This window comes from Shewanella sp. SM101 (assembly GCF_025654465.1).
In the GTDB taxonomy this organism is placed as follows: Bacteria; Pseudomonadota; Gammaproteobacteria; order Enterobacterales; family Shewanellaceae; genus Shewanella; species Shewanella oncorhynchi.
Map to the genome: position 1 here is coordinate 105,310 of NZ_JAKKRH010000012.1, position 23,349 is coordinate 128,658.

The 23,349-nt window shown below is 36.6% G+C and carries 22 protein-coding genes and 1 pseudogene; all 23 read left to right on the top strand.

Annotation, left to right across the window (positions count from 1 at the left end):
* Positions 1-458: 458 nt before the first annotated feature.
* Entirely contained in the window at positions 459-2,945 is a 2,487-nt protein-coding gene (locus L5M38_RS08765; protein ID WP_263178856.1) for an SLBB domain-containing protein, read from the top strand.
* Positions 2,946-3,048: 103 nt separating this feature from the next.
* The gene (locus tag L5M38_RS08770; protein WP_263178822.1) at positions 3,049-4,041 is read left to right on the top strand and encodes a Wzz/FepE/Etk N-terminal domain-containing protein; all 993 of its coding nucleotides are present in this window, start codon (positions 3,049-3,051) and stop codon (positions 4,039-4,041) included.
* A 223-nt stretch (positions 4,042-4,264) separates the two neighbouring features.
* Complete coding sequence (gene rfbB, locus L5M38_RS08775; protein ID WP_263178824.1) at positions 4,265-5,335, top strand: dTDP-glucose 4,6-dehydratase; 1,071 nt, start codon at positions 4,265-4,267, stop codon at positions 5,333-5,335.
* Between the two features lie 77 nt (positions 5,336-5,412).
* The gene (gene rfbA / locus L5M38_RS08780; protein WP_263178825.1) at positions 5,413-6,282 is read left to right on the top strand and encodes a glucose-1-phosphate thymidylyltransferase RfbA; all 870 of its coding nucleotides are present in this window, start codon (positions 5,413-5,415) and stop codon (positions 6,280-6,282) included.
* Positions 6,279-7,154 (top strand): dTDP-4-dehydrorhamnose reductase, encoded by an 876-nt coding sequence (gene rfbD / locus L5M38_RS08785; RefSeq protein ID WP_263178827.1) that lies wholly within the window; start codon positions 6,279-6,281, stop codon positions 7,152-7,154. Before rfbA ends, rfbD begins: the two co-directional genes overlap by 4 nt.
* Before the next feature lie 71 nt (positions 7,155-7,225).
* Complete coding sequence (gene rfbC / locus L5M38_RS08790; RefSeq protein ID WP_263178828.1) at positions 7,226-7,783, top strand: dTDP-4-dehydrorhamnose 3,5-epimerase; 558 nt, start codon at positions 7,226-7,228, stop codon at positions 7,781-7,783.
* Positions 7,773-8,174, top strand: coding sequence for a sugar 3,4-ketoisomerase (locus L5M38_RS08795; protein ID WP_263178829.1), 402 nt, complete (start codon positions 7,773-7,775; stop codon positions 8,172-8,174). Before rfbC ends, L5M38_RS08795 begins: the two co-directional genes overlap by 11 nt.
* Positions 8,168-8,416 carry an acyl carrier protein gene (locus L5M38_RS08800; RefSeq protein ID WP_263178830.1) on the top strand — a complete coding sequence of 83 codons (249 nt, stop codon included), beginning with the start codon at positions 8,168-8,170 and terminating at the stop codon, positions 8,414-8,416. Before L5M38_RS08795 ends, L5M38_RS08800 begins: the two co-directional genes overlap by 7 nt.
* Complete coding sequence (locus tag L5M38_RS08805) at positions 8,397-9,761, top strand: ANL family adenylate-forming protein (protein WP_263178831.1); 1,365 nt, start codon at positions 8,397-8,399, stop codon at positions 9,759-9,761. The genes L5M38_RS08800 and L5M38_RS08805 overlap by 20 nt, the downstream gene beginning before the upstream one ends.
* Positions 9,758-10,477: an SDR family NAD(P)-dependent oxidoreductase gene (locus L5M38_RS08810; protein ID WP_263178834.1), complete on the top strand. Its 720-nt coding sequence runs from the start codon at positions 9,758-9,760 to the stop codon at positions 10,475-10,477. The genes L5M38_RS08805 and L5M38_RS08810 overlap by 4 nt, the downstream gene beginning before the upstream one ends.
* A complete protein-coding gene (locus L5M38_RS08815) occupies positions 10,477-11,229 on the top strand; it encodes an acyltransferase (RefSeq protein WP_263178835.1) in 753 nt (250 codons plus the stop codon). The genes L5M38_RS08810 and L5M38_RS08815 overlap by 1 nt, the downstream gene beginning before the upstream one ends.
* Before the next feature lie 8 nt (positions 11,230-11,237).
* Complete coding sequence (locus L5M38_RS08820; RefSeq protein WP_263178857.1) at positions 11,238-12,341, top strand: DegT/DnrJ/EryC1/StrS family aminotransferase; 1,104 nt, start codon at positions 11,238-11,240, stop codon at positions 12,339-12,341.
* Positions 12,338-12,523, top strand: a complete 186-nt coding sequence (locus L5M38_RS08825) for a hypothetical protein (protein WP_317630243.1) — start codon at positions 12,338-12,340, stop codon at positions 12,521-12,523. The genes L5M38_RS08820 and L5M38_RS08825 overlap by 4 nt, the downstream gene beginning before the upstream one ends.
* Before the next feature lie 377 nt (positions 12,524-12,900).
* Positions 12,901-14,421, top strand: coding sequence for an O-antigen translocase (locus tag L5M38_RS08830; RefSeq protein ID WP_263178841.1), 1,521 nt, complete (start codon positions 12,901-12,903; stop codon positions 14,419-14,421).
* Positions 14,422-14,640: 219 nt separating this feature from the next.
* Positions 14,641-15,867, top strand: a complete 1,227-nt coding sequence (locus tag L5M38_RS08835) for a glycosyltransferase family 61 protein (protein WP_263178842.1) — start codon at positions 14,641-14,643, stop codon at positions 15,865-15,867.
* 132 nt (positions 15,868-15,999) lie between these two features.
* Complete coding sequence (locus L5M38_RS08840) at positions 16,000-16,902, top strand: glycosyltransferase (RefSeq protein WP_263178843.1); 903 nt, start codon at positions 16,000-16,002, stop codon at positions 16,900-16,902.
* Positions 16,895-17,452, top strand: a complete 558-nt coding sequence (locus tag L5M38_RS08845; RefSeq protein WP_263178844.1) for a DapH/DapD/GlmU-related protein — start codon at positions 16,895-16,897, stop codon at positions 17,450-17,452. The genes L5M38_RS08840 and L5M38_RS08845 overlap by 8 nt, the downstream gene beginning before the upstream one ends.
* Entirely contained in the window at positions 17,449-18,210 is a 762-nt protein-coding gene (locus L5M38_RS08850; protein ID WP_263178845.1) for a glycosyltransferase family 2 protein, read from the top strand. The genes L5M38_RS08845 and L5M38_RS08850 overlap by 4 nt, the downstream gene beginning before the upstream one ends.
* Positions 18,207-19,214: a glycosyltransferase gene (locus tag L5M38_RS08855; RefSeq protein ID WP_263178846.1), complete on the top strand. Its 1,008-nt coding sequence runs from the start codon at positions 18,207-18,209 to the stop codon at positions 19,212-19,214. The genes L5M38_RS08850 and L5M38_RS08855 overlap by 4 nt, the downstream gene beginning before the upstream one ends.
* Positions 19,215-20,210, top strand: a complete 996-nt coding sequence (locus L5M38_RS08860) for a hypothetical protein (protein WP_263178847.1) — start codon at positions 19,215-19,217, stop codon at positions 20,208-20,210.
* A 13-nt stretch (positions 20,211-20,223) separates the two neighbouring features.
* Positions 20,224-21,639: a mannose-1-phosphate guanylyltransferase/mannose-6-phosphate isomerase gene (locus L5M38_RS08865; RefSeq protein ID WP_263178849.1), complete on the top strand. Its 1,416-nt coding sequence runs from the start codon at positions 20,224-20,226 to the stop codon at positions 21,637-21,639.
* Positions 21,636-23,069 (top strand): phosphomannomutase, encoded by a 1,434-nt coding sequence (locus L5M38_RS08870; protein WP_263178850.1) that lies wholly within the window; start codon positions 21,636-21,638, stop codon positions 23,067-23,069. The genes L5M38_RS08865 and L5M38_RS08870 overlap by 4 nt, the downstream gene beginning before the upstream one ends.
* 137 nt (positions 23,070-23,206) lie before the next feature.
* Positions 23,207-23,349: pseudogene (locus L5M38_RS08875) on the top strand (IS4 family transposase); the annotation flags it as partial.

The window sequence follows — 23,349 nt, forward strand, 5'->3', positions numbered from 1 at the left end:
GGAGCCTTGTAATTCTTTTTATAAAGAATGATGAGGTTTTATTACATGAAAAATATGAGTTTTCGCGTCGCGAAGGGCAATATAGAAGCCGCAATCTATGGGCGGTAGCGTGTCTGAAAGGTGAGAAACCGCAGGTTGATCCCTCGAACGAGAGGTACGGATACCGAACTGGCTGGTATATAGGGATATTTATCGAAAAACAGTTTCTTCATTAAATGAGTAATGCAGGGAGCCTCAATAGCCATTAAGATGTCCAATTTTACCTTTATTCAGCCATGATAGGATTAACCGTAGCTGCTTGATGATGTAAACAATCCAATATTTACCCCAAAGAATCGTTAGTTTTTTGTACACTCTAAATGGCGTTTGATTGCCGAGTGTTTGAATCTAAAACTTAGGTTTTACCTCTAAAAATCCAATAATAAGCTTTGACTCATTTTTATAAACGGAGATATCTGGTGCTACGACAAGTCAAAAAATTCATCATACTAGGCATAAGTGCCGCGATTTTGATGGGCGCGCAGGCTAATGCCATTACGCCATCTCCACAGATGATCGAGCAGTTCAAAGCTTTACCTAAGTCAGAACAAGAAAGGCTAGCACGTCAATATGGCGTTGACCCTTCGATGATCACTGGTGGTTCAGCTGCTCAAACAGTAGTTGAAAATCCAACTGTGGTGACTCCACGTGCTGCCAATAATGATGTAGTTGACCAATCTGAAAGTGACCAGCTAAACCAGGCGACGAAGTCAGAGGCAAAGGTTGAAGCTATTGAAGACAAAAAAGAAAATCAATTAAAGCGTTTTGGTTACGATCTCTTTGCGGGTTCGCCAAGCACTTTTGCACCAGTTAGCGATGTGCCAGTGCCTGCTGAGTACATGATTGGTCCCGGTGATAGCTTAAATGTTCAGTTGTTTGGTAAAGAGAATAACCAGCACACGCTAACCGTTGGTCGTGATGGAGCAATTCAATTTCCGGGTTTAGGGCCAATATCGCTTGTTGGTTTGAGTTTTTCTGAAGTACGCGAATTGTTACAGCAAAAAATTAGCCAAAGTATGATTGGCATTGAGTCAAATATCACAATGGGCGAATTACGGTCAATTCGTATCTTTGTTGCTGGTGATGCTTTTCAACCAGGCTCCTACACTGTTTCTAGTTTATCGACGATCACTCAAGCATTATTTATTTCCGGTGGTGTGAATCAAATTGGTAGCTTGCGTGACATACAAATTAAACGAGCAGGTAAAACAGTAGGTCGCCTAGATCTCTATGATTTACTTCTGCGTGGTGATGCATCTGGGGATATTCGTTTACAATCGGGTGATGTTGTGTTTATTCCATCTTCAGGTGGTTCAGTTAGCGTGATTGGTGAAGTTCGTCGTCCTGCTATATATGAACTTAAAAATAGTGAAACCATGGCTGATGTTATTCGCATGGCCAGTGGTCTAAATCCGGGCGCATATCCAAAAGCAAGTACAGTCGAACGTTATAGTAATGAATCAGTTAAAACTGTAGTGAGTGTTGATTTAACAGAAAATTTAGGACTAAACACTTTAGTCAAAAATGGCGACCTCTTAAATGTAAGATCTGCCTCTAGCCGTATTGATAATGCGATTACTCTGGCAGGCGCTGTTATTCGCCCGGGCAAATATCAATGGACGAAAGGTTTAACTGTTGCCGATTTACTCCCTTCAGTTTGGGGGGATCTAACCATATCCGCTGATTTGGATTATTCCTTACTTGTCCGTGAAATAAATCAACGCGGTGATATTCAAGTGGAGCGTATTGCGCTTGGACGAGCGATAGCAGAACCTAAATCACATTATAATCCTAAGCTAAATCCGCGTGATTCAATCATTGTTTTTGATTACGCAGACCGTGAAGAGTTATTAAAACCTATAGTTAAAAAACTGAGAGAGCAGAGTCGTTTCGGCGATGCCGCTAAGTTAGTCAGCATCAATGGAAATGTGCGTTTTCCTGGCCTATACCCCATTACTATTAATGGCGATGTTAAAGAATTACTCATTGCGGCTGGTGGTTTAGAAGAAGGTGCCTATACACTTTCTGCTGAATTGACTCGTCAAAATGTTTCTGAGCAAAACGGTGTATCGGTCGAACATATGCAGCTGAGCTTAGATCAGGTCATGCAAAATGTGCCAACTGCAAACGTCATACTTCAAAGCCGTGACATCCTAACTGTTCGCACGCTTCCTGATTGGCAGGAGACTCGCTGGGTGGCTATCAAGGGTGAAGTTAAGTTCCCCGGTACTTATAGTATTCAGCGTGGCGAAAGCTTGAAAGAAGTGATCTCTCGCGCAGGTGGTTTGACAAGCGATGCCGCTCCTCGCAGTGCCGTATTTTTGCGTAAGTCAGTAAAAGATAAAGAGCAGCTTGAGTTATCAAAACTTGCTGATGAATTGCGTCGTGAAATCGCCGCTAAAGCGTTGACAAAAGATACACCAACCATTGGCTATAACGATGCGCAGCTGATGTTAAATCAGCTTGAAAATGTTAAAACTGTCGGTCGATTAGTTGTTGATATCAATGCAATCCAACTGGGTATTGATAGTGCTAACCTAATGCTTGAAGATGAGGATGCGTTGTATATTCCTGCGACTAATCAAACCGTTTCAGTCATGGGCCAAGTACAGCATCCAAGCACACATAGATATAAACAAGGTTTAACATTCGACCAATATTTAGCATTATCTGGTGGCGCGCGTAAACGTGCCGATGAATCCCGCTCATATATTTTAAGGGCTGATGGCTCGGTCGAAATGCCAACCACATCCTTCTGGTTTAATGGTGGCAGTGCTATAGAACCTGGCGATACCATAGTTGTTCCATTAGATACTGAATATAAAGACAACTTAACGCTTTGGAGTCAAGTCACTGGCATTATCTACAATACTGCTGTTGCAGTGTCTGTAATCTCAGGGCTCTAGGCGCTAGAATCTAGCAGAGTGTAGCCCGCTCTGCTTTTAGCTTTTGCCCTTATAGAAGCGCAGCGCTCTCGCCGCGTACTAGAATCTAGAATCTGAAGAACTAATGAACACACAAATTACTCAAAATCCAAATACATATAAAACTGATGCGCAATTCCCTCAAACCACAAGCGATGACGAAATTGATCTTCGCGAGCTTTTTTCGGTTATATGGCAAGGCAAATGGTTAATCATTGCCATTACTGCTGTATTCGCCATTGGTTCTGTGGTGTTTGCGATAATGCAACCCAATATCTATAAGTCTGAAGCATTACTGGCCCCTGCAGCAGAAGAGCAAGGTGGTGGGTTAAGTGCATTAGCCTCTCAATTTGGCGGTTTAGCCAGCTTAGCAGGAGTGAATTTAGGCAATAAAGGGGGGACAGATAAAACTCAGCTTGCAATTGAAGTATTAAAATCCCGTCAATTTACTAGTGATTTCATTCAAAAGCATAATATTCTTGCTGATATAATGGCAGCAAAAAAGTGGGATCGAGATTTAGATATAATCGTATACGATGCGGATCTTTATGATGATAAATCAAATCATTGGGTACGAGAAGTTGACCCTCCACTTAAACCAGAACCTTCAATGCAAGAAGCGTATAAAGTCTTCAGTAAGATCTTATCTGTTAATTCGGATAAAGAAACCGGAATGGTAACATTGTCAATTGAGCATTTATCCCCAACAGTTGCTCAGCAATGGGCTTCATGGTTGGTGCAAGATATTAATAAAGTAATGAAGGAACGTGATGTTGCAGAGGCAAATCGCAGCAGTGAATTTTTAAATAAGCAAATTGCTCTAACCAATGTCGCCGATATTAAAGCGATTCTTTATAAGTTGGTGGAAGAACAAGCTAAAACCATTATGTTTGCTGAAGTACGTGATGAATACGTATTTAAAACCATCGATCCCGCATTAGCGCCAGAAGAAAAGGCCAAACCTAAACGCGCATTAATATGCGTATTAGGCACTATGCTTGGTGGTATGTTAGGCGTAATGTTTGTTTTAATTAGGCGCTTCATGAGAAAAGAGCAGAGCCTAGAGCCTAGAGCCTAGAGCCTACTTTTCCCTTTTTTTGAGGGCCTATTGGGACAGTTTAACGAAAAGCAGTAAAACCTAGGCTTTATGTGGGATGGTGAAGATATGACTGTCTCAAAATGGATAAAAAGTGTCTCAGCTTGGTTTGGATGGCTGAGATGAAAAGTTAAAAATTTATGTGTTTGTCCTCCTTTATTAACCATTCTAAATGGTTACGTTCAACAATTATTGGTAGATAAGAATGAAAATACTCGTCACTGGCGGCGCCGGTTTTATTGGCTCAGCAGTTGTTCGTCATATCATCAGCAATACTCAAGATAGCGTAATTAACCTTGATAAGCTGACTTATGCTGGCAATTTAGAATCACTTGTAAGTGTTGCGGCAAGTGAGCGTTATGTTTTCGAGCAAGTGGATATTTGCGATCGTGCGCAGCTAGATAGAGTTTTTATACAGCATCAACCTGATGCGGTTATGCATTTAGCGGCAGAGTCCCATGTTGACCGTTCAATTACCGGCCCGGCTGATTTTGTCCAAACCAATATAGTGGGGACTTACACTTTACTCGAAGCCGCCCGCCAATATTGGAACGAACTTGATGCTGAGCGTAAAATTGCATTCCGTTTCCACCATATCTCAACCGATGAAGTATATGGCGATTTACCGCATCCTGATGAAGTGGCGGCAGGCTCTGAACTGCCATTATTTACCGAAAGGACTCCCTATGCACCTAGCAGCCCATATTCTGCATCTAAAGCTTCCAGCGACCATCTCGTACGCGCTTGGCTTCGTACCTATGGTTTTCCAACGATTGTGACTAACTGCTCAAATAACTACGGCCCGTTTCACTTCCCTGAAAAGTTAATCCCTCTGGTTATCCTCAATGCCCTTGAAGGCAAGCCATTGCCCATTTACGGTAAAGGCGATCAGATCCGCGATTGGCTCTATGTTGAAGACCATGCTCGTGCACTATACAAAGTGGTTACAGAGGGAAATGTTGGCGAAACCTACAATATTGGTGGGCATAACGAGAAACAAAACCTAGAAGTGGTACAAACTATTTGTAGCATATTGGACTCATTAGTACCTAAAGATACGCCTTATGCTGAGCAAATTACCTATGTAACCGATAGACCTGGCCACGATCGCCGCTACGCCATCGATGCTTCTAAAATGAGCTGTGAACTTGATTGGCAGCCACAAGAAACTTTTGAGACTGGTCTACGTAAAACAGTTGAATGGTATTTAGCTAACCAAGAATGGTGCCAGCATGTTCAAGATGGTACTTATCAGCGTGAGCGTTTAGGCATTTAATCCTTTTTACTATTTTGTTTTAACGCCCTGATTTTTCTTTAAACCTAGGGCCTATATATCTAGGAGCTTATTTTTTAATGAAAGGAATTATTTTAGCTGGTGGTTCAGGTACGCGTTTATATCCATTAACCCGTGGTGTATCTAAACAACTGTTGCCCATTTATGATAAACCCATGATTTATTATCCGCTATCAACACTTATGTTAGCGGGCATTAGAGATATATTAATTATTACTACCCCAGAAGATAATGAGGCGTTTCGTCGCTTACTGGGTAATGGCTCCGATTTTGGTATCAACTTAAGCTATGCAGTACAACCTTCACCAGATGGCTTAGCTCAAGCCTTTATAATTGGTGAAGAATTTATCGGTAACTCTAATGTGTGTTTGGTGCTTGGCGATAATATTTTTTATGGGCAATCTTTTTCCAAGACTCTTAAAAATGCGGCGACCCGCCCGACGGGCGCTACTGTATTTGGCTATCAAGTAAAAGACCCTGAGCGTTTTGGCGTTGTGGAGTTTGATGCAGACATGAAGGCTGTTTCTATTGAAGAAAAGCCAGCTAAGCCTAAGTCTAACTATGCAGTCACGGGCCTGTATTTTTACGATAACAAGGTGGTGGAACTGGCAAAAGAAGTTAAACCGTCACATCGTGGCGAGCTTGAGATCACCACCCTTAATGACATGTACTTAAAAGCCGGTGAACTTAATGTCGAATTATTAGGCCGTGGCTTTGCTTGGCTTGATACCGGCACCCATGAGAGCCTGCATGAAGCCTCATCCTTTGTCCAAACCATTGAGCATGTACAAGGCTTGAAAGTGGCCTGTTTGGAAGAAATCGCTTTTCGCAATGGCTGGCTAAGCGCTGATGAGCTTAAAAATATAGCCAAGCCGATGCTTAAAAATGAGTACGGTCAGTATCTGGCACAATTGGCGGATAAAAAATGAAAATCCTTGTTACTGGAAGTAATGGCCAAGTAGGCAGTTGCCTGGTGAAGCAATTAACTGAACTGTCTGAAATTGAATGTTTGGCAGTTGATCGCGACCAATTGGATATTACTGATCGTGATGCAGTCAATAAGCTCGTTAATGAATTTAAGCCGGATGCCATTATCAACGCAGCGGCCCATACCGCAGTAGATAAAGCCGAACAAGAGGTTGAGCTTTCTTACGCCATTAATCGGTATGGGCCTGAATATTTAGCACAAACGGCTAACAGCGTTGGTGCAAGCATACTGCATATCTCCACTGACTATGTGTTTGCAGGTGATAAGGAGGGTGCGTATGTTGAAACCGATGCTGTTGCACCTCAAGGGGTGTATGGTCACAGTAAGCTTGCTGGTGAACAGGCCGTTGCGGCGGCCTGCCCGAGGCATATTATTCTGCGTACTGCTTGGGTGTTTTGTGAAACGGGCAATAACTTTGTAAAAACCATGCTTCGATTAGCACAAAGCCGGGATGAACTCGGAGTGGTAGCAGATCAATTTGGTGGCCCAACCTATGCGGGTGATATTGCCAATGCGCTTATCCTAATGGCTAAAGTGTTGCACATGGGCAATAACCACTATGGTGTTTATCATTTTGCAGGCTTGCCGCATGTTAGCTGGCATCGATTTGCCATGGAAATTTTCGCTAAGGCTAAGGAGCAAAGTGTTCTTAATAAAGGAATATTGCTCAATGGCATAACTTCAGAACAGTATCCCACTCCAGCCAAACGTCCTGCTAATTCTAAGCTTGATTGCCGTAAAATAGAGCAAAGGTTTGGTATTAAGCCTAGCGACTGGCAAATGGCTTTAAATAATTTGAATAGTTATATGTGAATCATGTTTGGCTGCTTATTGTACTACTCGCTAAAACTATTCTCCCTAATTATTAACAACTCGCGAATAACATGAAAATTATCGATACAAAAATTCTAGATGTAAAAATAATTGAACCTAAAGTATTTGCTGACGATCGTGGTTTTTTCTTCGAAAGTTTTAACCAACAACAGTTTGAGACTGCTATTGGTTATAGTGTTAATTTTGTGCAAGATAATCATTCTAAATCAAGTAAAGGCGTTTTGCGTGGTCTTCACTATCAGTCCTCGCCGCATGCACAGGGTAAATTAGTACGTTGTGTGGTAGGTGAGGTATTCGATGTGGCTGTGGATATTCGTAAAAATTCTACAACCTTTGGTCAATGGGTTGGAGTGCATCTTTCTGCTGAGAACAAGCGTCAATTATGGATCCCTGAAGGTTTTGCTCATGGATTTGTTACGCTAAGTGAGACGGCAGAGTTTTTATATAAAACGACTGATTATTATCATAAACAAAGTGAAGGTGCACTTTGCTGGAATGATTCAGACTTGAATATTCAATGGCCTATTCAGGAAGTTTTATTGTCTGAAAAAGATGTGTTAGCACAAACCTTCTCAATGTTTAAGCAGGAACCTCTTCATGGAAATTAAATTTATCCCTCTACAAGCTCATGGTGATGACCGTGGTTCGTTAATTGCCTTAGAAGAAGGTATCAATATTCCTTTCTCAGTTAAGCGAGTGTATTACCTTTTTAATACTAAGGATGGTGTTCGGCGTGGTTATCATGCTCATAAGACACTAAAGCAAGTCGCTATTGTGGTTCGTGGATCTTGTCGATTTCTATTGGATGATGGATGGGAAAAAGTTGAGGTACTACTTGACAACCCAGCAAAAGGGTTATTAATTGAATCATGTATGTGGCGAGAAATGTATGACTTTTCAGATGATTGTGTGCTAATGGTATTAGCAGACCAACTCTATGATGAGTCTGACTATATTCGAGATTATCAAATATTCTTAAAGGAAATAAAACAATGTTAAGAAAAGTCATATTAGATAAGTTTAATGAAGCTTTAATTCAAACAAATGTCAATAAATCATATGACAGTTTAAGTGATGATATCATTTTATTAGAGACAGAACTTGATTCACTAGGCTTTGCGATTTTAGTTGCTCTGTTGGAAGAAGAACTGGATTACGATCCATTCCAGTTGATGGAAGATGCTGTGTATCCTCAAACTTTTGGAGATTTTGTAGCAATTTATGAAAAATACTCAAATTAAAAATCAAGAAACACTTTTAGATTTTCTAAAGAAAGTACCTGCTGAAAGACCATTTATAGTCCATAAGCAAGGATGTATTACTTATTCTCAATTGCTCGAAATTTCTAATAGCTTCATAGAAAAGCATTCACTTTATCAGGATAGCAATATTGCTGTTAAATTTGATTCTCGTGAGCTTGCGGTAATGTATTTACCTGCTATATCAAATTTAGCAAAAAACTTATTGATTTTACCTGACGGATTAGAAAAAGTTACAGAGCAAGATTTCTTTTTTAAGGCGAAAATAAATTATTATTTTAATTTCAAAGGCTTGAGTGTTGAAGTTAAAGTGATATCTGAACATGTGTCAGATGAGTATCAACGTAGATGGATACTCGCAACATCAGGCACTACTGGTACTCCAAAATTAGTTTCTTATGAACTTGAAAGGCTTACTGGAACGGCTAAAACTGATATAGAAAAAGGTGGCTTTTATAATTGGGCATTAGTATACGATGTTAATCGCTTTGCTGGTTTACAAGTATATTTTCAGTCAATACGATCTGGTTCTAAATTAACTATTTTAGAGTCCCATAATAACATGTCTGAAATTATTGACTTACTAATATCTACGAAGGTAAATTGTTTATCTGCTACGCCTTCGTTTTATCGAAAATTATTAATGGAACCTAGTAGTCATTCAATTGATTTAAAAAGGATTACATTAGGTGGTGAAATCGCCGATCAAACAATTTTAAATACACTGAAAAATATCTATCAAGAAGCTAAAATAATTCATATTTATGCGTCAACAGAGGCTGGTGTAGGATTTAGTGTAAGCGATTTAAAAGAAGGTTTTCCAACTTCATTTTTGGATGAGTTATCAGATGAATCTTATTCTCATCCCAGAATCAAGTTGAAAGATGGCACTCTATGGATTAGATCCAAACATTCATCTAATACTGCTGTAAGCGGTTTGCTGGAATTCGATGATGATGGATATATAAATACAGGTGATTTAGTTTCCATTTTAAACGATAGAGTTTTATTTATGGGACGCGAAAGTGGTACGATCAATGTTGGAGGTAATAAGGTTTTACCAGAAGAAATTGAACGTATTGTTTTGAAACACGATGCTGTATCTGAGTGCCATGTATTTGGTAAAAAAAATTCAATGATGGGTATGTTAGTTGCCTGTAATATTGTACTTAAAGAGTCTTGTGTCGACTCTAGTCAACTCAAGAAAGATATACAGTCTTTTTGCTACGCACAATTAGACCCATTTAAGGTTCCTGCTTTGATCAAATTTGTTGATGAAATTGAAAAAAATTCTGTGGGAAAAATCATGAGAGGTAAAGCTTCATGAGATTAGTTATAATAACAGGGGCCAGTAAGGGATTGGGGTTGGCTATTTCAAAAAAGCTTCTTGAAAGTAATTACAAAGTAGTTGGAATTAGCCGAACAGAAGGAGATTTTCATCAGTTAAGAGATGCTTATCCGGAGCAAGCTTTTTTTTATGATTACGATTTTTCAACGACTGAAGGTATATCAAATTTAGTTAAGAAAGTATTAAAAGATCATGGGAGACCATACGGCTTAATAAATAATGCAGCTGTTGGTCATGATGGTGTTTTAGCGACAATGCATGAAAAAGATATTAGTCAACTAATTATTACTAATATTATGTCACCAATCTTGCTAACAAAATATGTAAGTCGTGCCATGTTATTAAATCAATGTGGTCGAATTATAAATATTGGATCGATTATTGGAAGCACTGGCTTTAATGGGCTAAGTGTTTATGGTGCATCTAAGTCAGCATTATCCGGATTCACAAAATCACTATCGAGGGAGCTGGGGAAAGCGAATATAACCGTAAATACTCTTGCCCCTGGATATATGGAGACTGCAATGACTGCTGGACTTCAAGGGGAAAAATTGAAGTCAATCATAAGAAGAAGCCCGCTTGGGCGCTTAGCAAATGTTGATGATGCCGCTGCGGCTACAATTTTTTTACTCTCTGAAGATGCAGGCTCTATCACAGGTACAACGATTACGGTTGATGCAGGGAGTACTGCTTAATGCCTGCATTAATTCATCCTTCTGCGATCATTTCACCTTTAGCAATTTTAGAAGATAACATTGAGATTGGACCTTTTACAGTAGTACATGACTATGTCTATTTAAGTTCAGGCTGCCGCATTGGTGCATATTGTGAGTTAGGTCTGCCTTCTGCATTAGCGAAAGCAAAAGAATTAAAGTTTGGCAAAAATTGCAATATTAGAAGTCATAATGTGTTCTATTCTGGCTCTAAAATTGGAGATTCCCTTAATACAGGTCATTATGTCAGTGTTAGAGAAAACAGTATAATAGGTGATGGTTGTCAGTTGGGAAATCGTTCCGATGTACAAGGTGATTGTGTTATTGGAAATTATACTAAATGTCATGCTGATGTACATATTGGTAAAATGTCAAGAATAGGTAACTATGTTTGGCTTTTTCCTGAAGTTCTACTTACTAATGATCCAACTCCTCCAAGTGCTGACCTTGTAGGAGTGACAGTAGATGATTTTGCGGTATTAGCAGCAAAAGTTCTGGTGCTTCCAGGTGTAATTATTGGTAAAGATTCTGTTATAGCAGCTGGTTCTGTTGTCAAAGAAAATATTCCTGAGGGAAAATTAGCGAGTGGAAATCCAATAAAAATAATCTGCGATTCGAAAATTTTGAGAATGCACAATAATCCTAAGCAAAAAGCATATCCATGGCGTAATCGATTTCATAGAGGTTATCCTGTGGAGGTTGTTGAAGCTTGGTTGAATGACGTTAAAGAGTAAAAAACATGATAGTTCCTTTTTTAGATTTACAAAAAATTAATCAACAATATCAATCTGAATTAAAAGATGCTTGTAGCAGAGTAATCGACTCTGGTTGGTATATTATGGGTAATGAACTTGCTCAATTTGAAGCTGAATTTGCTACTTATTGTGGTACAAAGCATTCTATTGGTGTTGCTAACGGATTGGATGCTTTAATCTTAGTTATCCGAGCATGGCTAGAATTAGGCAAACTTAGAGCTGGGGATGAGGTTATTGTCCAAGCTAATACTTATATTGCATCAGTATTAGCGATTACTGAGAATGATTTAGTACCAGTATTAGTAGAACCAAACCCAGGTACATACAATCTTGACCCTCAAATTGTTCGCAATGCTATCACTGACAAAACTAAATTAATTTTACCAGTACATTTATATGGTCAACTATCTTCAATGCATGAAATTATGGCTATTGCTAAAGAGCATGATTTATTAGTTTTAGAGGATTGTGCTCAAGCTCATGGTGCTGAACTTTGTGGGAAGAGAGCTGGTAACTGGGGGGATGCTGCAGGATTTAGTTTTTACCCAGGCAAAAACTTAGGCGCACTCGGTGATGCTGGTGCCATAACCACCAACGATGATGAGTTAGCACAAACTCTTAAAGCCTTAAGGAATTATGGTTCTCATAAAAAATATGAGAATTTATATCAAGGGGTTAATAGCCGCCTTGATGAAATTCAAGCAGCAATGTTACGAGTTAAGTTGCACCATTTAGAGGCTGAAACAGCCCGTCGTCAACATATTGCTCAAACTTATCGTGCTAATATCATCAACCCATTAATTGTTTTGCCAGTCGTAGCTGAAGAGCTTGCTCATGTTTGGCATTTGTTTGTGGTGCGCTGTGAAAACCGTGAAGCGTTGCAACAACATTTAACCGACAATGGGGTGCAAACCTTAATTCACTATCCTATTCCGCCGCATAAACAGCAGGCCTATCAGCAATATGCCGAGATGCACTTGCCGTTGACTGAGCAAATACATCAACAGGTGCTTTCTATTCCGCTTGATCCTACCATGAGTGATGCGGCGGTTAAGCAAGTTATTGCCGCAATGAATGAGTTTGCTGGATGAAGCGTTTGCTCAAAGTCACCGCCATGACTGGATTATTAACATTACTACGCATGACGATGGGATTTGTAATTACCGAGGTGGTGGCTATTTATACTGGTCCAACAGGTTTGGCAATACAGGGCCAAGTGCAGAGTATAGTTGGCAGTCTTAATGTGATCATTAACATGCCAGTACGCAGTTGAAATAGTCAAGTTTATCGCTAGGTTTTGCGAATGTGCCTTGCAGGAGCTCCATTGGAGAGGTTGCTGACTATTTAAATGATAACCATTCCGAGTATTTGTTATTATTCTACATATTGCTATTTGAATATGTAGGCATAACTTGGGTCGTGATGGCTATCGTGTGAGCAAATAAGCACTTTGTGTAATTTAGCGAACAGTGTTTATATCGCTGTCAAGTCTGCTTGAGGAGCATCCTAGATTCTCAATGAGAAACGAATTTACTCAGTACAGAATTAACTATCAATAGATGAAGATTACGAGTTGTAAACAGTTAGCGGAGCATTTAACCAATGATAAGCTAAATTAAAAACTAGCAATTAAAAGAATCGATCTTAATTATGATGTTAGAAGAAAATTCAAAAACAAAAATACTTAAAAATAGCGCCATCATAGGTGGTGCCTCTTTTTTAACCATATTAATCGGCTTAATTAAAGTTAAAGTGCTTGCCGTGTTATTAGGGCCAGCCGGCATAGGGTTAATGGGCATACTTATAACCATTATGGCGGTGGGTTCTACATTCTTTGGTATGGGATTAAGTACAAGCGGGGTTCGAGAGATCGCGCTTAATAATAAATGTAATGAAACTTTGGATCTAGTACGAAAAGCATTGTTTTCTGCTAATTGTATATTCGGCTTGCTTGCTATTATTATTATCATTGTTTTTAAAGAAACGCTATCTGTGTTGTTTTTTCAAAGTCCTGATTATCAGCTAGCTATCACTGTTATTGCAATAGGCGTATTTTTTACGTTAATCTCAGGATCACAAACAGCCCTACTGCAAGGGTTACGTAGGATACGTGAACTGGCGGAGGTTAGGGTGTTCAGTGCACTAGCCGCTACTGTAATTGGTTTGTTAGCGGTGTGGCGATTTGGCGAATCTAGTGTACCATTTTTTATTATTACAGTGCCTTTGGTTACCAGTGTCGTCGCTTACTATTACTGCCGAAAGTTGCCAAAAATAACAAACGAATCAAATAGCCTTAAACAACTTAGCGTCCAGTGGCGGAGCATGTTCAACTTAGGACTTGCGTTCATGCTTACAGGTTTAATGGCGGTAAGTAGCCAGTTAATCGTTCGTTTTATTATCAGTCAAGAATTAAACATTGAAGCGGTAGGCTATTTTCAAGCTTCTTGGCAAATATCGATGACTTATATCACTTTTGTATTAGGTGCAATGGCAGCAGATTATTATCCAAGATTAACAGAGAATATACACAATAGAAATGAAGCAAATCGTTTGGTCAATGAACAAACGGAAATAGCTATAATATTTGCAGCCCCGGTATTATTAGCAATGCTTGCTTTTGCGCCTTTGGTAATTAATTTACTTTACTCAAGTGAATTTAACGCTTCTATAGAAATATTACGCTGGCAAGTTAGCGGCGATGTTTTGAAGGTCATAAGTTGGCCTTTGGGTTTTATCATGGGGGCTCAGGGACGCAGTAAACTATTTGTTTTTACCGAACTTCTATGGAATATAAGTTATATATTTTTTGTTTATTTCGGTATCGATCGCTATGGTATCGAAATTACTGGTTATGCTTTTACTGCCAGTTATTTTTTATATATATTCGTTGTTTATTTTATTAGTCAAAAAATTAATAACTTTAAGTGGACAATAAATAATATAAAATCAATTGTGATTTTGATTGTGGCCTCTATTATATTGTTAATATCATCATATTTATCATATCTAAGCACTATGATATTAGGTGTATTCTTTGTTGTTGGATCGGCTATTTATGCTGTAAATATGATTGCAACATTGGATATAAACAACCAGAAAATAACTAAAATATTTAACGTGTATAGGAAGTGTGCAAGATTTTTTGGATTTAAATTTTCTAATATAAAATAATTACAATGTAATTGTTTTTAGATACGTAAAAATGTTTTCTAATTTATTCAGATTTAAAAATATTTAGTGCATATTTTTTAGATATATTGGGTAAATAATATTTCGATAATTCTGTTATATGGTGGCATCCAAGTATGTTTAAATGAAAATACTAACTTATTTAATGCGTATTATTTAAAAATATAAAGTTAAACTTTGTGATAAAAGGTTAAGAATAAAGTGAGTTTTATAAAAACAATATTTATTAGAGAATTAAAAAAAACTAAAAATAGATTCAAGTTAAATGTATTACTAAAAGTGGCTAATTTTTTTTCTAGTAAAAACAAAAAAATCGTCACTAAAATGGTTAGGTATCTTGATTTAGCGATACTCAATAGAAAAGTAATATTACCTGAAATAATAGCTAAAACTTATTTACCAAATTATACATTTGTAGAAAGTGTAAAATTTATTGAAGTTGTCTCACCTGAAGTGCAAATCGTAGAGTTCGAAAATTATATAATATCTGGTAGTTGTTCTAGTTTTATTAATGATAACTATCTATTTATAGAGCGTTATTGTAATGAAGACAACGAAAATTCAAATTATAATTCAGGTTGTCTTTTGTCACATGATAATACATTAGCTTTAATACTTGAAGATGAAATAACTAATATTAATAGTGGTTTTTTTTTAATCGGGAATGGTTCTTGGAATTATTATCATTGGCTAATTGAAATCTTGCCAAAGTTGCAATTCTATTTAGAACTTGGTTTGTATAAACGAGGTGTTAAATTGTTAGTGTCTGATACCGTAAAGGAAAATGCTAACTTTAAGTTTTTATTAGATAGTATACTTGGCGATATTAAAGTTGATATAGTTTTTGTCCCACGCAATTTCAGTCTTAATGTAAAACATTTATATCATTTAACTCCGATAAATAATATTTTGTTTAATGAAAGAGAAGCAGGGATTGCAAGTAATATCCTGCATTTAAGATTCGATTCTTTAACTTTTGTTAAGTCCAAAACAGAACGTGTTATAACTTCAAGCAATAATAAAATGTTCAGTGCAGATAGGATTTTTCTTGCAAGAAAAGAAGGTAAAATGAGAGGCTATAACCAGAGTGATATTATTCCTTTGCTACTTAAGCATAAATTTAAAATAATATATATGGAAGATCATGATATAAAGCAGCAAATTTTCCTTTTTCAAAATGCTAGATATATTGTAGGGGCAAGCGGTGCAGCTTGGGCGAACCTTATATATTGTAACAATTCATGTAAAGCATTAACTTGGCTACCTGAATCGGTCAAGCACTTCCCTGCATTTTCAACGTTAGCAAAGTTTGCAAATGTTAAATTATTTTTTTTTAACACAGTATCTAGTCACTGTGAAAATATTAATGGTAACTACATTATTGACATTTCCCTTTTCAAACGAAATTTAGAATTCCTTTTGGAATAGGTTTTTTATTATAAAATAAGCGGCATATATGTTTGTAAGCTCATAATCACGATGCTTGAAAAAGTTTTAAATTAATATATAAAAATTATATTTTCTATTGTTTAATACCTGTTAATTATATTTGGTAGATTTATGGCTAAGTGCAAAGTTGTTAATTATTCCCCGTTAATTTCGGTAATTATTCCTTCTTATAATCATGTTGATTATATTGAAAATGCTATAAATTCCGTTTTATCTCAAGATTACCCCAATTTTGAATTAATTGTAATTGATGATTCATCGAGTGATGGTTCAGATGTTCTTTTAGTTCAATTAAGTTCGAAACATAAATTTATATATGTTAAGAATAATCATAATTTGGGTTTGAGTAAGTCACTCAATAAAGCATTGAATTATGCTAAAGGTGAATTTATTTCTCTTTTGGCATCAGATGATATTTTTATGACAAATAAATTATCAGAATGTATTTCATTGTTCAATGAGTCAGCTAACTTTCAGTCAATCTCTTTTGTTTTTGCTAACGCTTTGTTTATGGACAATCTCTCAAATCCATCTCCTGTCGAACTCGATGGTGCTCTTGTTGATAATTTAATTGACTATTATTGTGCTAATCGTCCTTACTTGATTCAAGCTGATTCTGTCTCATATATAGATTTACTAAGAGGTAATTTTATTCCAGCGCTCTCTGTTTTAATAAATCGTAGATATTTGGATATGGTGGGTGGATTTGATGAGGGTTATATTTTAGAGGACCTTTCTCTTTGGCTAAAACTTGCCCGATATGGACAAGTTAAAAAGTCGAATAAAAACGTTGCCTTTTACAGGTTGCATGATTCTAATACTACCAATTTAAAAAAGGATGAAATTAATAAAGATTTATATTTGATTTTATTGCGCGAGTTTTCATTTGTAGTTAATAAACCATTACATTTTATTGTCTGGGCTCGAAAAACTTTAATTGTTGCATCAAAGTTGATCTTTAAAGGTTATTTTGTTTTTGTTTTAACGAGTTTGCTAAGGAGAGATTGTGATTAGGTTTGTAAAAATATTTAACGAATTATATGCATTATTATTAGGTCAGTTCTTGCTTTTTCCTAAACTTAATCTAAATTTACTAAGGGTTTATGGTAAGGTTTTTATTTTTGGTAACAAGTCCAATTTAACAATTGGTAAGAAATGCAAATTTTATGATAGTGTTACTATAAAACTATCGGATAATTATATTTATAATGAAATTGTTCTTGGTGATGAAGTTTTATTGGAAACTGGAGTTTATTTAAATGCTCACAATGGAACTATAAATTTGGAATCAAACGTTTTTGTTGGCGTTAGATCTATTATTCAGGGGAAGGGGGGGGTTTCAATAGGTCAGTGGTCTATGTTAGGACCTAATGTACAACTGTATTCATCTGATCATGTTGTTAAGACATTTACAGTTCCTTATTCCAAACAAGGTGAAGTTGCTTCCGAAATCATAATCGGAAAAAATGTATGGCTGTGTTCAAATGTTGTTTGTTTAAGGGGTGTTAATGTACCAGATAATTCTGTTATCTCTGTTGGTAATGTCTTAAAGAGGGCGAAATGACAATAAGAGTTTCTATAGTTACTGTGAACTATAATTCGACATCTTTAATTAATGCTACGGAGGCAATATTATCTCAATTAGACTTTGTTGAATTCATCGTTGTCGACAATAGTGGTGATTTCATTCCTTTTTCTAATTTTACGAAAGTAATAAATTCGGGTTCTAATCTAGGCTTCGGTAAAGCTTGTAATATTGGTGTAATCAATGCTAAGCATGATCTAATTTTGTTTTTAAATCCTGATTGCACTATTTCACAAGATAATTTAATTCTACTACTGTCAAAAAACGTGAATCATCATGAATGTATCTGGGCACCATTAATTCAAGACTCTTATGGAGTCAGTTCTACTCTTATTAAAACAAGTTATCCTTTTTTAGTCTTTCGTCGTATCAAATTATTGAATTCTTTTTTTATTAATAATGAGTATGATAGTGTTTATGTTTCTGGTGCTTGTTTTATGATGTCTAAACAGTTGTTTAAAAGAGTGGATGGTTTTTCTGAGGATATATTCCTTTATGCTGAAGATTTAGATTTATCCCTAAAAGCCAGTGTTAATGGAGTCTCTTTAAAAATTTTTAATGATGTTGAAGTTTTTCATAATTCAGGTACTTCCGATTCGTCTTCTGTTAATATTATATCAAAGTTTAAACGACTGAAACGGTCTTATGATGGCCATTATTTGTTTTTTAGAAAGTTTTGCAATCCACTTATCTCTTTTATTAATGCCTTATACCTTGCTAGTGGAGTGAAATTTTGAAGCGAAAAGTAGTTTTTATTAGTCCCTATAACCACAATGGTTCCTTCGCGGGTGCTAAGAAAAGGGTATTAAGTTTATGTGATTCTTATAAGCACTTTGATGATGTTGAGGTTATTTGTTTTTCTCCGTGGGCTGCTTTATCTGCAGATAAACACTTTGTTTTTTCTCTTGATTGTAATGTTTTTATGAGATTGGCGAAGTTGTTTGTCTTGAGTTTTAAGTTGATGCTTATAAAACCGGATTTCGTATTCTCGGAATCAGCATTAGCGCCAATAAAATTTACTCATTTTAAATTAATACATGTAATACATGATGCAAAGTTTTTAACGAAACATGGTCGTCGAAAGTCATTCTTGGCTTATTGTTGTCATTTCCTTTCAGGAAAGTACTCGGATAAGATTTTAACTGTTTCTAACTCAGAGAAGAAACGTTTAATAAAAGGTCTTAAATTGCCTGATTCTAAAATATATGTATCATATAATGGCGTTTCTGATTTATGGCACCAACCTGTTAAAAACAAATTTTACGAATATGACTTATTATATGTTTCCAATTATGCTAAGCATAAGTGTCATTTACAGTTGTTAAATTTGTTACGCTGTTCAGATCTTAAAATTGCTTTTGTTGGTTCCGATTTTGGTACACTTTCTGAAATTAAAGATTATGTTTCTCAATCCAAAATCGACACTTCATTTTTTTCTAATTTGTCTGAATGCGAACTTATTGATATATATGATAAATCTAGAGTATTTGTCTTCCCTTCTGATTTAGAGGGATTCGGTATGCCTTTTGTTGAAGCGAGAGCTCGAGGGCTTCCTGTTGTTTGTAATGATTTGCCTGTATTTGAAGAATTATCCAGTTTAATCTGCGGAACTATAGTTTCAATTAATACACCTGATTTGTTTTTAGAAGCTATTAAAGAAGCTATTTCTACAGAAAAGCATTTTCTCAATATGGATATGTTTTCTTGGGATTATATAGCAAAAAAAATGCTGGAGTTTTAATTGTTTAATTATATTCCTTACGTTGTTGAAGTACTTGCTTTTTCATTTATCTTTATTTGTATTTTAACTAATTTGAAAAGATTTCATTATTTAGTATCATTTTGTTTGTTTTTTGTTATGTTTTTTTTGGCTGTTTTTATTTTCGGGTTTTATAAAAGCTCTTATCATGCACTGATTCTGGTTTTGCTTTTTTTTTCTTTTATTATAAGTTTTAATGGTAAAGTATCTTTTAGATATTCAAGTTTTTTCATTAAGTTAATATTTTTCATATTGATTTTCTTAATGATTTCCTCTGCTGATTTCACTTTTTCAGATAAAACTAATATGCCTAAGTTATTTCCTTTATGGGCCGTGCTTATGGTTTTATTTAAGAATAGGTCAAGTCATTTGATAAGGTTTTTAATATTTTCCCTATTGTTTATTGACCTCTTCTTTGCTTTGAAATCGTCAGCTAGAGGTATTAGTTTAGGTTTGATATCAGCAATTTATTTTTATAAATTTAGACCTAATTGTTTTCAATCGACTTTACCTTTCTTTCTTATTTTCGCTTTTTTGCTATATATTTTATTGCAGCCAATTTTACTTTATTTTTCATCTGATGGTTTGCTAAATTCAAGTGCTTCAAATTTCCAACGGGTTATGATGAATATTTCTTCCGTTAAGCATATTGTTAATTACCCGTTTATGTTTAATGAAACATTAATATTTACGTCCGTTGATGAATATCGTTACGCTCATGACTCAGATAAGCTTACTGTTCACAACATCATTCTGGCTTTTTCTCTTTTTAACGGCTGGTTAAGTGGTTTGCTTTTGCTTTGTTTAATTTCTTTTTCTGCTAAGCGTTTTTATCATTCCAATTATTTACCAATTTTTATTTATATGTTTGGAGTTTTGATGCTTGGCCCTGATGCATTCGATACACGTATTTATATAATGTTAATAGCTTTAATGCTCATTAATGTTCCTGTTAGTAATATTCGTAAATTTAAATAACATAGGTGTATAAATGATTTTACCGATAATTATGGCTGGCGGCTCAGGCTCTCGTTTGTGGCCTCTTTCGCGCCAACAGTTTCCTAAGCAGTTCCTCACCTTGTTAGGTGAGGAGTCCATGTTACAAACTACTGCGAAACGATTAAAAGGTATTGAACATTTACCCGTGTTGGTGATTTGCAATGAAGATCATCGTTTTTCAGTTGCTGAACAATTCCGTGCTAATGCGATTAAGACCAGTGGGATTATTTTAGAGCCTGTAGGTCGTAATACTGCTCCTGCAATTGCTATTGCAGCTATCCAGGCATTAAAAAACGGGGATGACCCTCTATTGCTTGTATTAGCGGCAGATCATGTTATCAAAAATGAAGCTACGTTTTGCACATCAATAGAGCAGGCGATACCGTTTGCCAATACTGGCAAACTTGTTACCTTCGGCATTGTACCCACAACAGCAGAAATTGGTTACGGTTACATTAAGCGTGGTGATGCTCTAAGTACACAGGCGGGATTCAAAGTTGCCCAGTTTGTTGAGAAACCCGATTTTATTTTAGCACAAGATTATTTAGAATCAGGTGAGTATTACTGGAACAGTGGTATGTTCTTATTTAAAGCGAGTGCTTACTTAGCCGAGCTAAAAGCTCATTGTCCAGATATGTTTAATGCATGTGAGCAAGCTATGGTTCATACGCAATCAGATTTAGATTTTATTCGTGTTAACAAGGTCGCATTTGAAGCGTGTCCTGATGATTCCATTGATTATGCAGTTATGGAAAAAACATCTCATGCAGTTGTTGTACCTATGGATTGTGGTTGGAGTGATGTGGGAAGCTGGTCTGCTTTATGGGAAGTATCAGATAAAGATGAGCATGGTAATGCATGTCGGGGGGATGTCATTAACATTGACACTCGAAATTCTTACATTAATGCTACAGATAAATTGGTAACAACTATTGGTTTGGATGACGTAATTATCGTTGAAACAAAAGATGCAATTTTGGTTGCTAAACAGTCAGAAGTGCAACAAGTCAAAAAAGTTGTAGCACAGCTTAAAGCTGAAAAACGGAATGAATGGCAACATCATCGTGAAGTTTATCGTCCTTGGGGTAAATACGATTCAATAGATAATGGCGATCGTTTTCAAGTAAAACGCATTACAGTTAAACCTGGTGCTAAGTTATCGGTGCAAATGCATCATCATCGTGCAGAACACTGGATTGTAGTATCTGGTACCGCCAAAGTTACAAATGGCGATAAAGACATTTTGCTAACCGAAAACCAATCAACTTATATACCTGTCGGAGTGGTTCATTCCTTAGAAAATCCAGGTAAGGTGCCTTTAGAATTGATAGAAGTACAATCTGGTTCGTATTTAGGAGAAGATGATATTGTTCGTTTTGAGGACAGATATGGTAGGTTAGATCAATGAATCAACAAGTTGTCTCACAAATCATCAAAGATAGCGGAATTGCGTTTGGTACCAGTGGTGCTCGAGGTCTGGTCACTGAATTTACACCAGAAGTTTGTGCTAGTTTCACCATAGCATTTATACAGACTATGCAAAAACATTTTCATTTCAAACGTGTAGCTATAGCAATTGATAATCGACCAAGCAGTCCTATAATGGCTATCTCATGCATTGCTGCTGCAAAATCAACAGGTATTGAAGTCGACTATTACGGCGTTATTCCCACTCCAGCGCTTGCTGTCACCTCTATTGCGGATAATATCCCCGCTATTATGATTACAGGAAGTCATATCCCATTCGATAGAAATGGTTTGAAATTTTATCGTCCTGATGGTGAAATTAGTAAAGATGATGAAATATCTATTTTGAGTGTTAATACGACTCTTTGTGATTTAGATATTATTGATTTACCAATAGCATCAAATCGTGCTGCAGAAGCATATTTAGCGCGTTATCTCGATTTGTTTAATGCTGATTTACTAAAAGATAAGCGCATCGGTATATACGAACATTCCAGCGCCGGCCGTGATTTATATGCCAGTCTATTTGAACAATTAGGTGCAACGGTTATTCGATTAGGCCGAAGTGATAGTTTTATGCCAATTGATACGGAAGCTGTGGCTCAATCAGACATCGACATGGCACAAGCTTGGCAGAAAGAACATCGTCTTGATGCTTTATTTTCGACTGATGGTGATGGTGATAGACCTCTTTTATCTAATGAAAACGGAATCTATTTACGCGGTGATATTTTATGTCTACTGGCGGCAAAAAGTTTGTATATTGAATCATTAGCTGTACCGGTTAATTGCAATTCTGCAATTGAGATGTGTGGTTTATTCAAAAAAGTTGAGCGCACAAAAATTGGTTCTCCTTATGTAATAGCTGCTTTTGATGATTTACAAAAATCATACTCTCGCGTGGCTGGTTTTGAGGCTAATGGTGGTTTTTTGCTTGCATCAGACATTGTTGTCAATGGTGTACCTTTAAGAGCTTTACCTACTCGTGATGCCGTATTGCCAGTACTTGCTGTATTGGCGCTTGCTGGAATTGGTTCGATTTCTAGTTTAGTTAGCCAATTACCTGAAATATTTACGGCTAGTGATCGGATTCAAAACTTTCCTCGCAAAACAAGTATAGCAATTATTGACCAAGGGCTTAAAGATCCTGGACTATTGCTCGCTAAATTAGGCTTAGTTGATTTTGAGGTTGTCCATGTTGATACAACTGATGGATTACGCATTAAGTTAAGTAATGGTGATATTGTGCATCTGCGTCCATCAGGGAATGCACCTGAATTGCGCTGTTATGTAGAAACAACAGATTACCAGAAAAGTTTAAGGTTAGTAGATCTTGTATTAATTCGTCTTAAAGTTCTTTTTCCTGTTTGACATTTTTCGCTCTCATTCCAAAGACGTAATGCTGAAGAATCCCCTGATGATTTACAAATAAATCATCAAATTAGGGTGGAAGCGCATCTTGTTGCATGATCAAATGGTTTCGCCAAAAACTACACTTGGACAACAAGATGCGCGAAGCCAATATCCTACAACATTCTTTACACCAATACTGCCCAGAACTTCACCTAAAACGATTAAACAGCTTGATGCTGGCCTCTAAGGCACTGATTGAATGTAAGACACTGACCTTGACTGAGTTAGGTCGAAATTT

Excerpts from the sequence above, each read along its gene's own strand:
- L5M38_RS08850 (WP_263178845.1), top strand. The coding sequence starts at position 17,449 with ATGACAATAAGAGTTTCTATAGTTACTGTGAACTATAATTCGACATCT.
- L5M38_RS08805 (WP_263178831.1), top strand. The coding sequence starts at position 8,397 with ATGAAAAATACTCAAATTAAAAATCAAGAAACACTTTTAGATTTTCTA.
- L5M38_RS08865 (WP_263178849.1), top strand. The coding sequence starts at position 20,224 with ATGATTTTACCGATAATTATGGCTGGCGGCTCAGGCTCTCGTTTGTGG.
- L5M38_RS08815 (WP_263178835.1), top strand. The coding sequence starts at position 10,477 with ATGCCTGCATTAATTCATCCTTCTGCGATCATTTCACCTTTAGCAATT.
- L5M38_RS08830 (WP_263178841.1), top strand. The coding sequence starts at position 12,901 with ATGATGTTAGAAGAAAATTCAAAAACAAAAATACTTAAAAATAGCGCC.
- rfbB (WP_263178824.1), top strand. The coding sequence starts at position 4,265 with ATGAAAATACTCGTCACTGGCGGCGCCGGTTTTATTGGCTCAGCAGTT.
- L5M38_RS08870 (WP_263178850.1), top strand. The coding sequence starts at position 21,636 with ATGAATCAACAAGTTGTCTCACAAATCATCAAAGATAGCGGAATTGCG.
- rfbD (WP_263178827.1), top strand. The coding sequence starts at position 6,279 with ATGAAAATCCTTGTTACTGGAAGTAATGGCCAAGTAGGCAGTTGCCTG.
- rfbC (WP_263178828.1), top strand. The coding sequence starts at position 7,226 with ATGAAAATTATCGATACAAAAATTCTAGATGTAAAAATAATTGAACCT.
- L5M38_RS08795 (WP_263178829.1), top strand. The coding sequence starts at position 7,773 with ATGGAAATTAAATTTATCCCTCTACAAGCTCATGGTGATGACCGTGGT.
- L5M38_RS08810 (WP_263178834.1), top strand. The coding sequence starts at position 9,758 with ATGAGATTAGTTATAATAACAGGGGCCAGTAAGGGATTGGGGTTGGCT.
- L5M38_RS08770 (WP_263178822.1), top strand. The coding sequence starts at position 3,049 with ATGAACACACAAATTACTCAAAATCCAAATACATATAAAACTGATGCG.
- rfbA (WP_263178825.1), top strand. The coding sequence starts at position 5,413 with ATGAAAGGAATTATTTTAGCTGGTGGTTCAGGTACGCGTTTATATCCA.
- L5M38_RS08800 (WP_263178830.1), top strand. The coding sequence starts at position 8,168 with ATGTTAAGAAAAGTCATATTAGATAAGTTTAATGAAGCTTTAATTCAA.
- L5M38_RS08840 (WP_263178843.1), top strand. The coding sequence starts at position 16,000 with ATGGCTAAGTGCAAAGTTGTTAATTATTCCCCGTTAATTTCGGTAATT.
- L5M38_RS08825 (WP_317630243.1), top strand. The coding sequence starts at position 12,338 with ATGAAGCGTTTGCTCAAAGTCACCGCCATGACTGGATTATTAACATTA.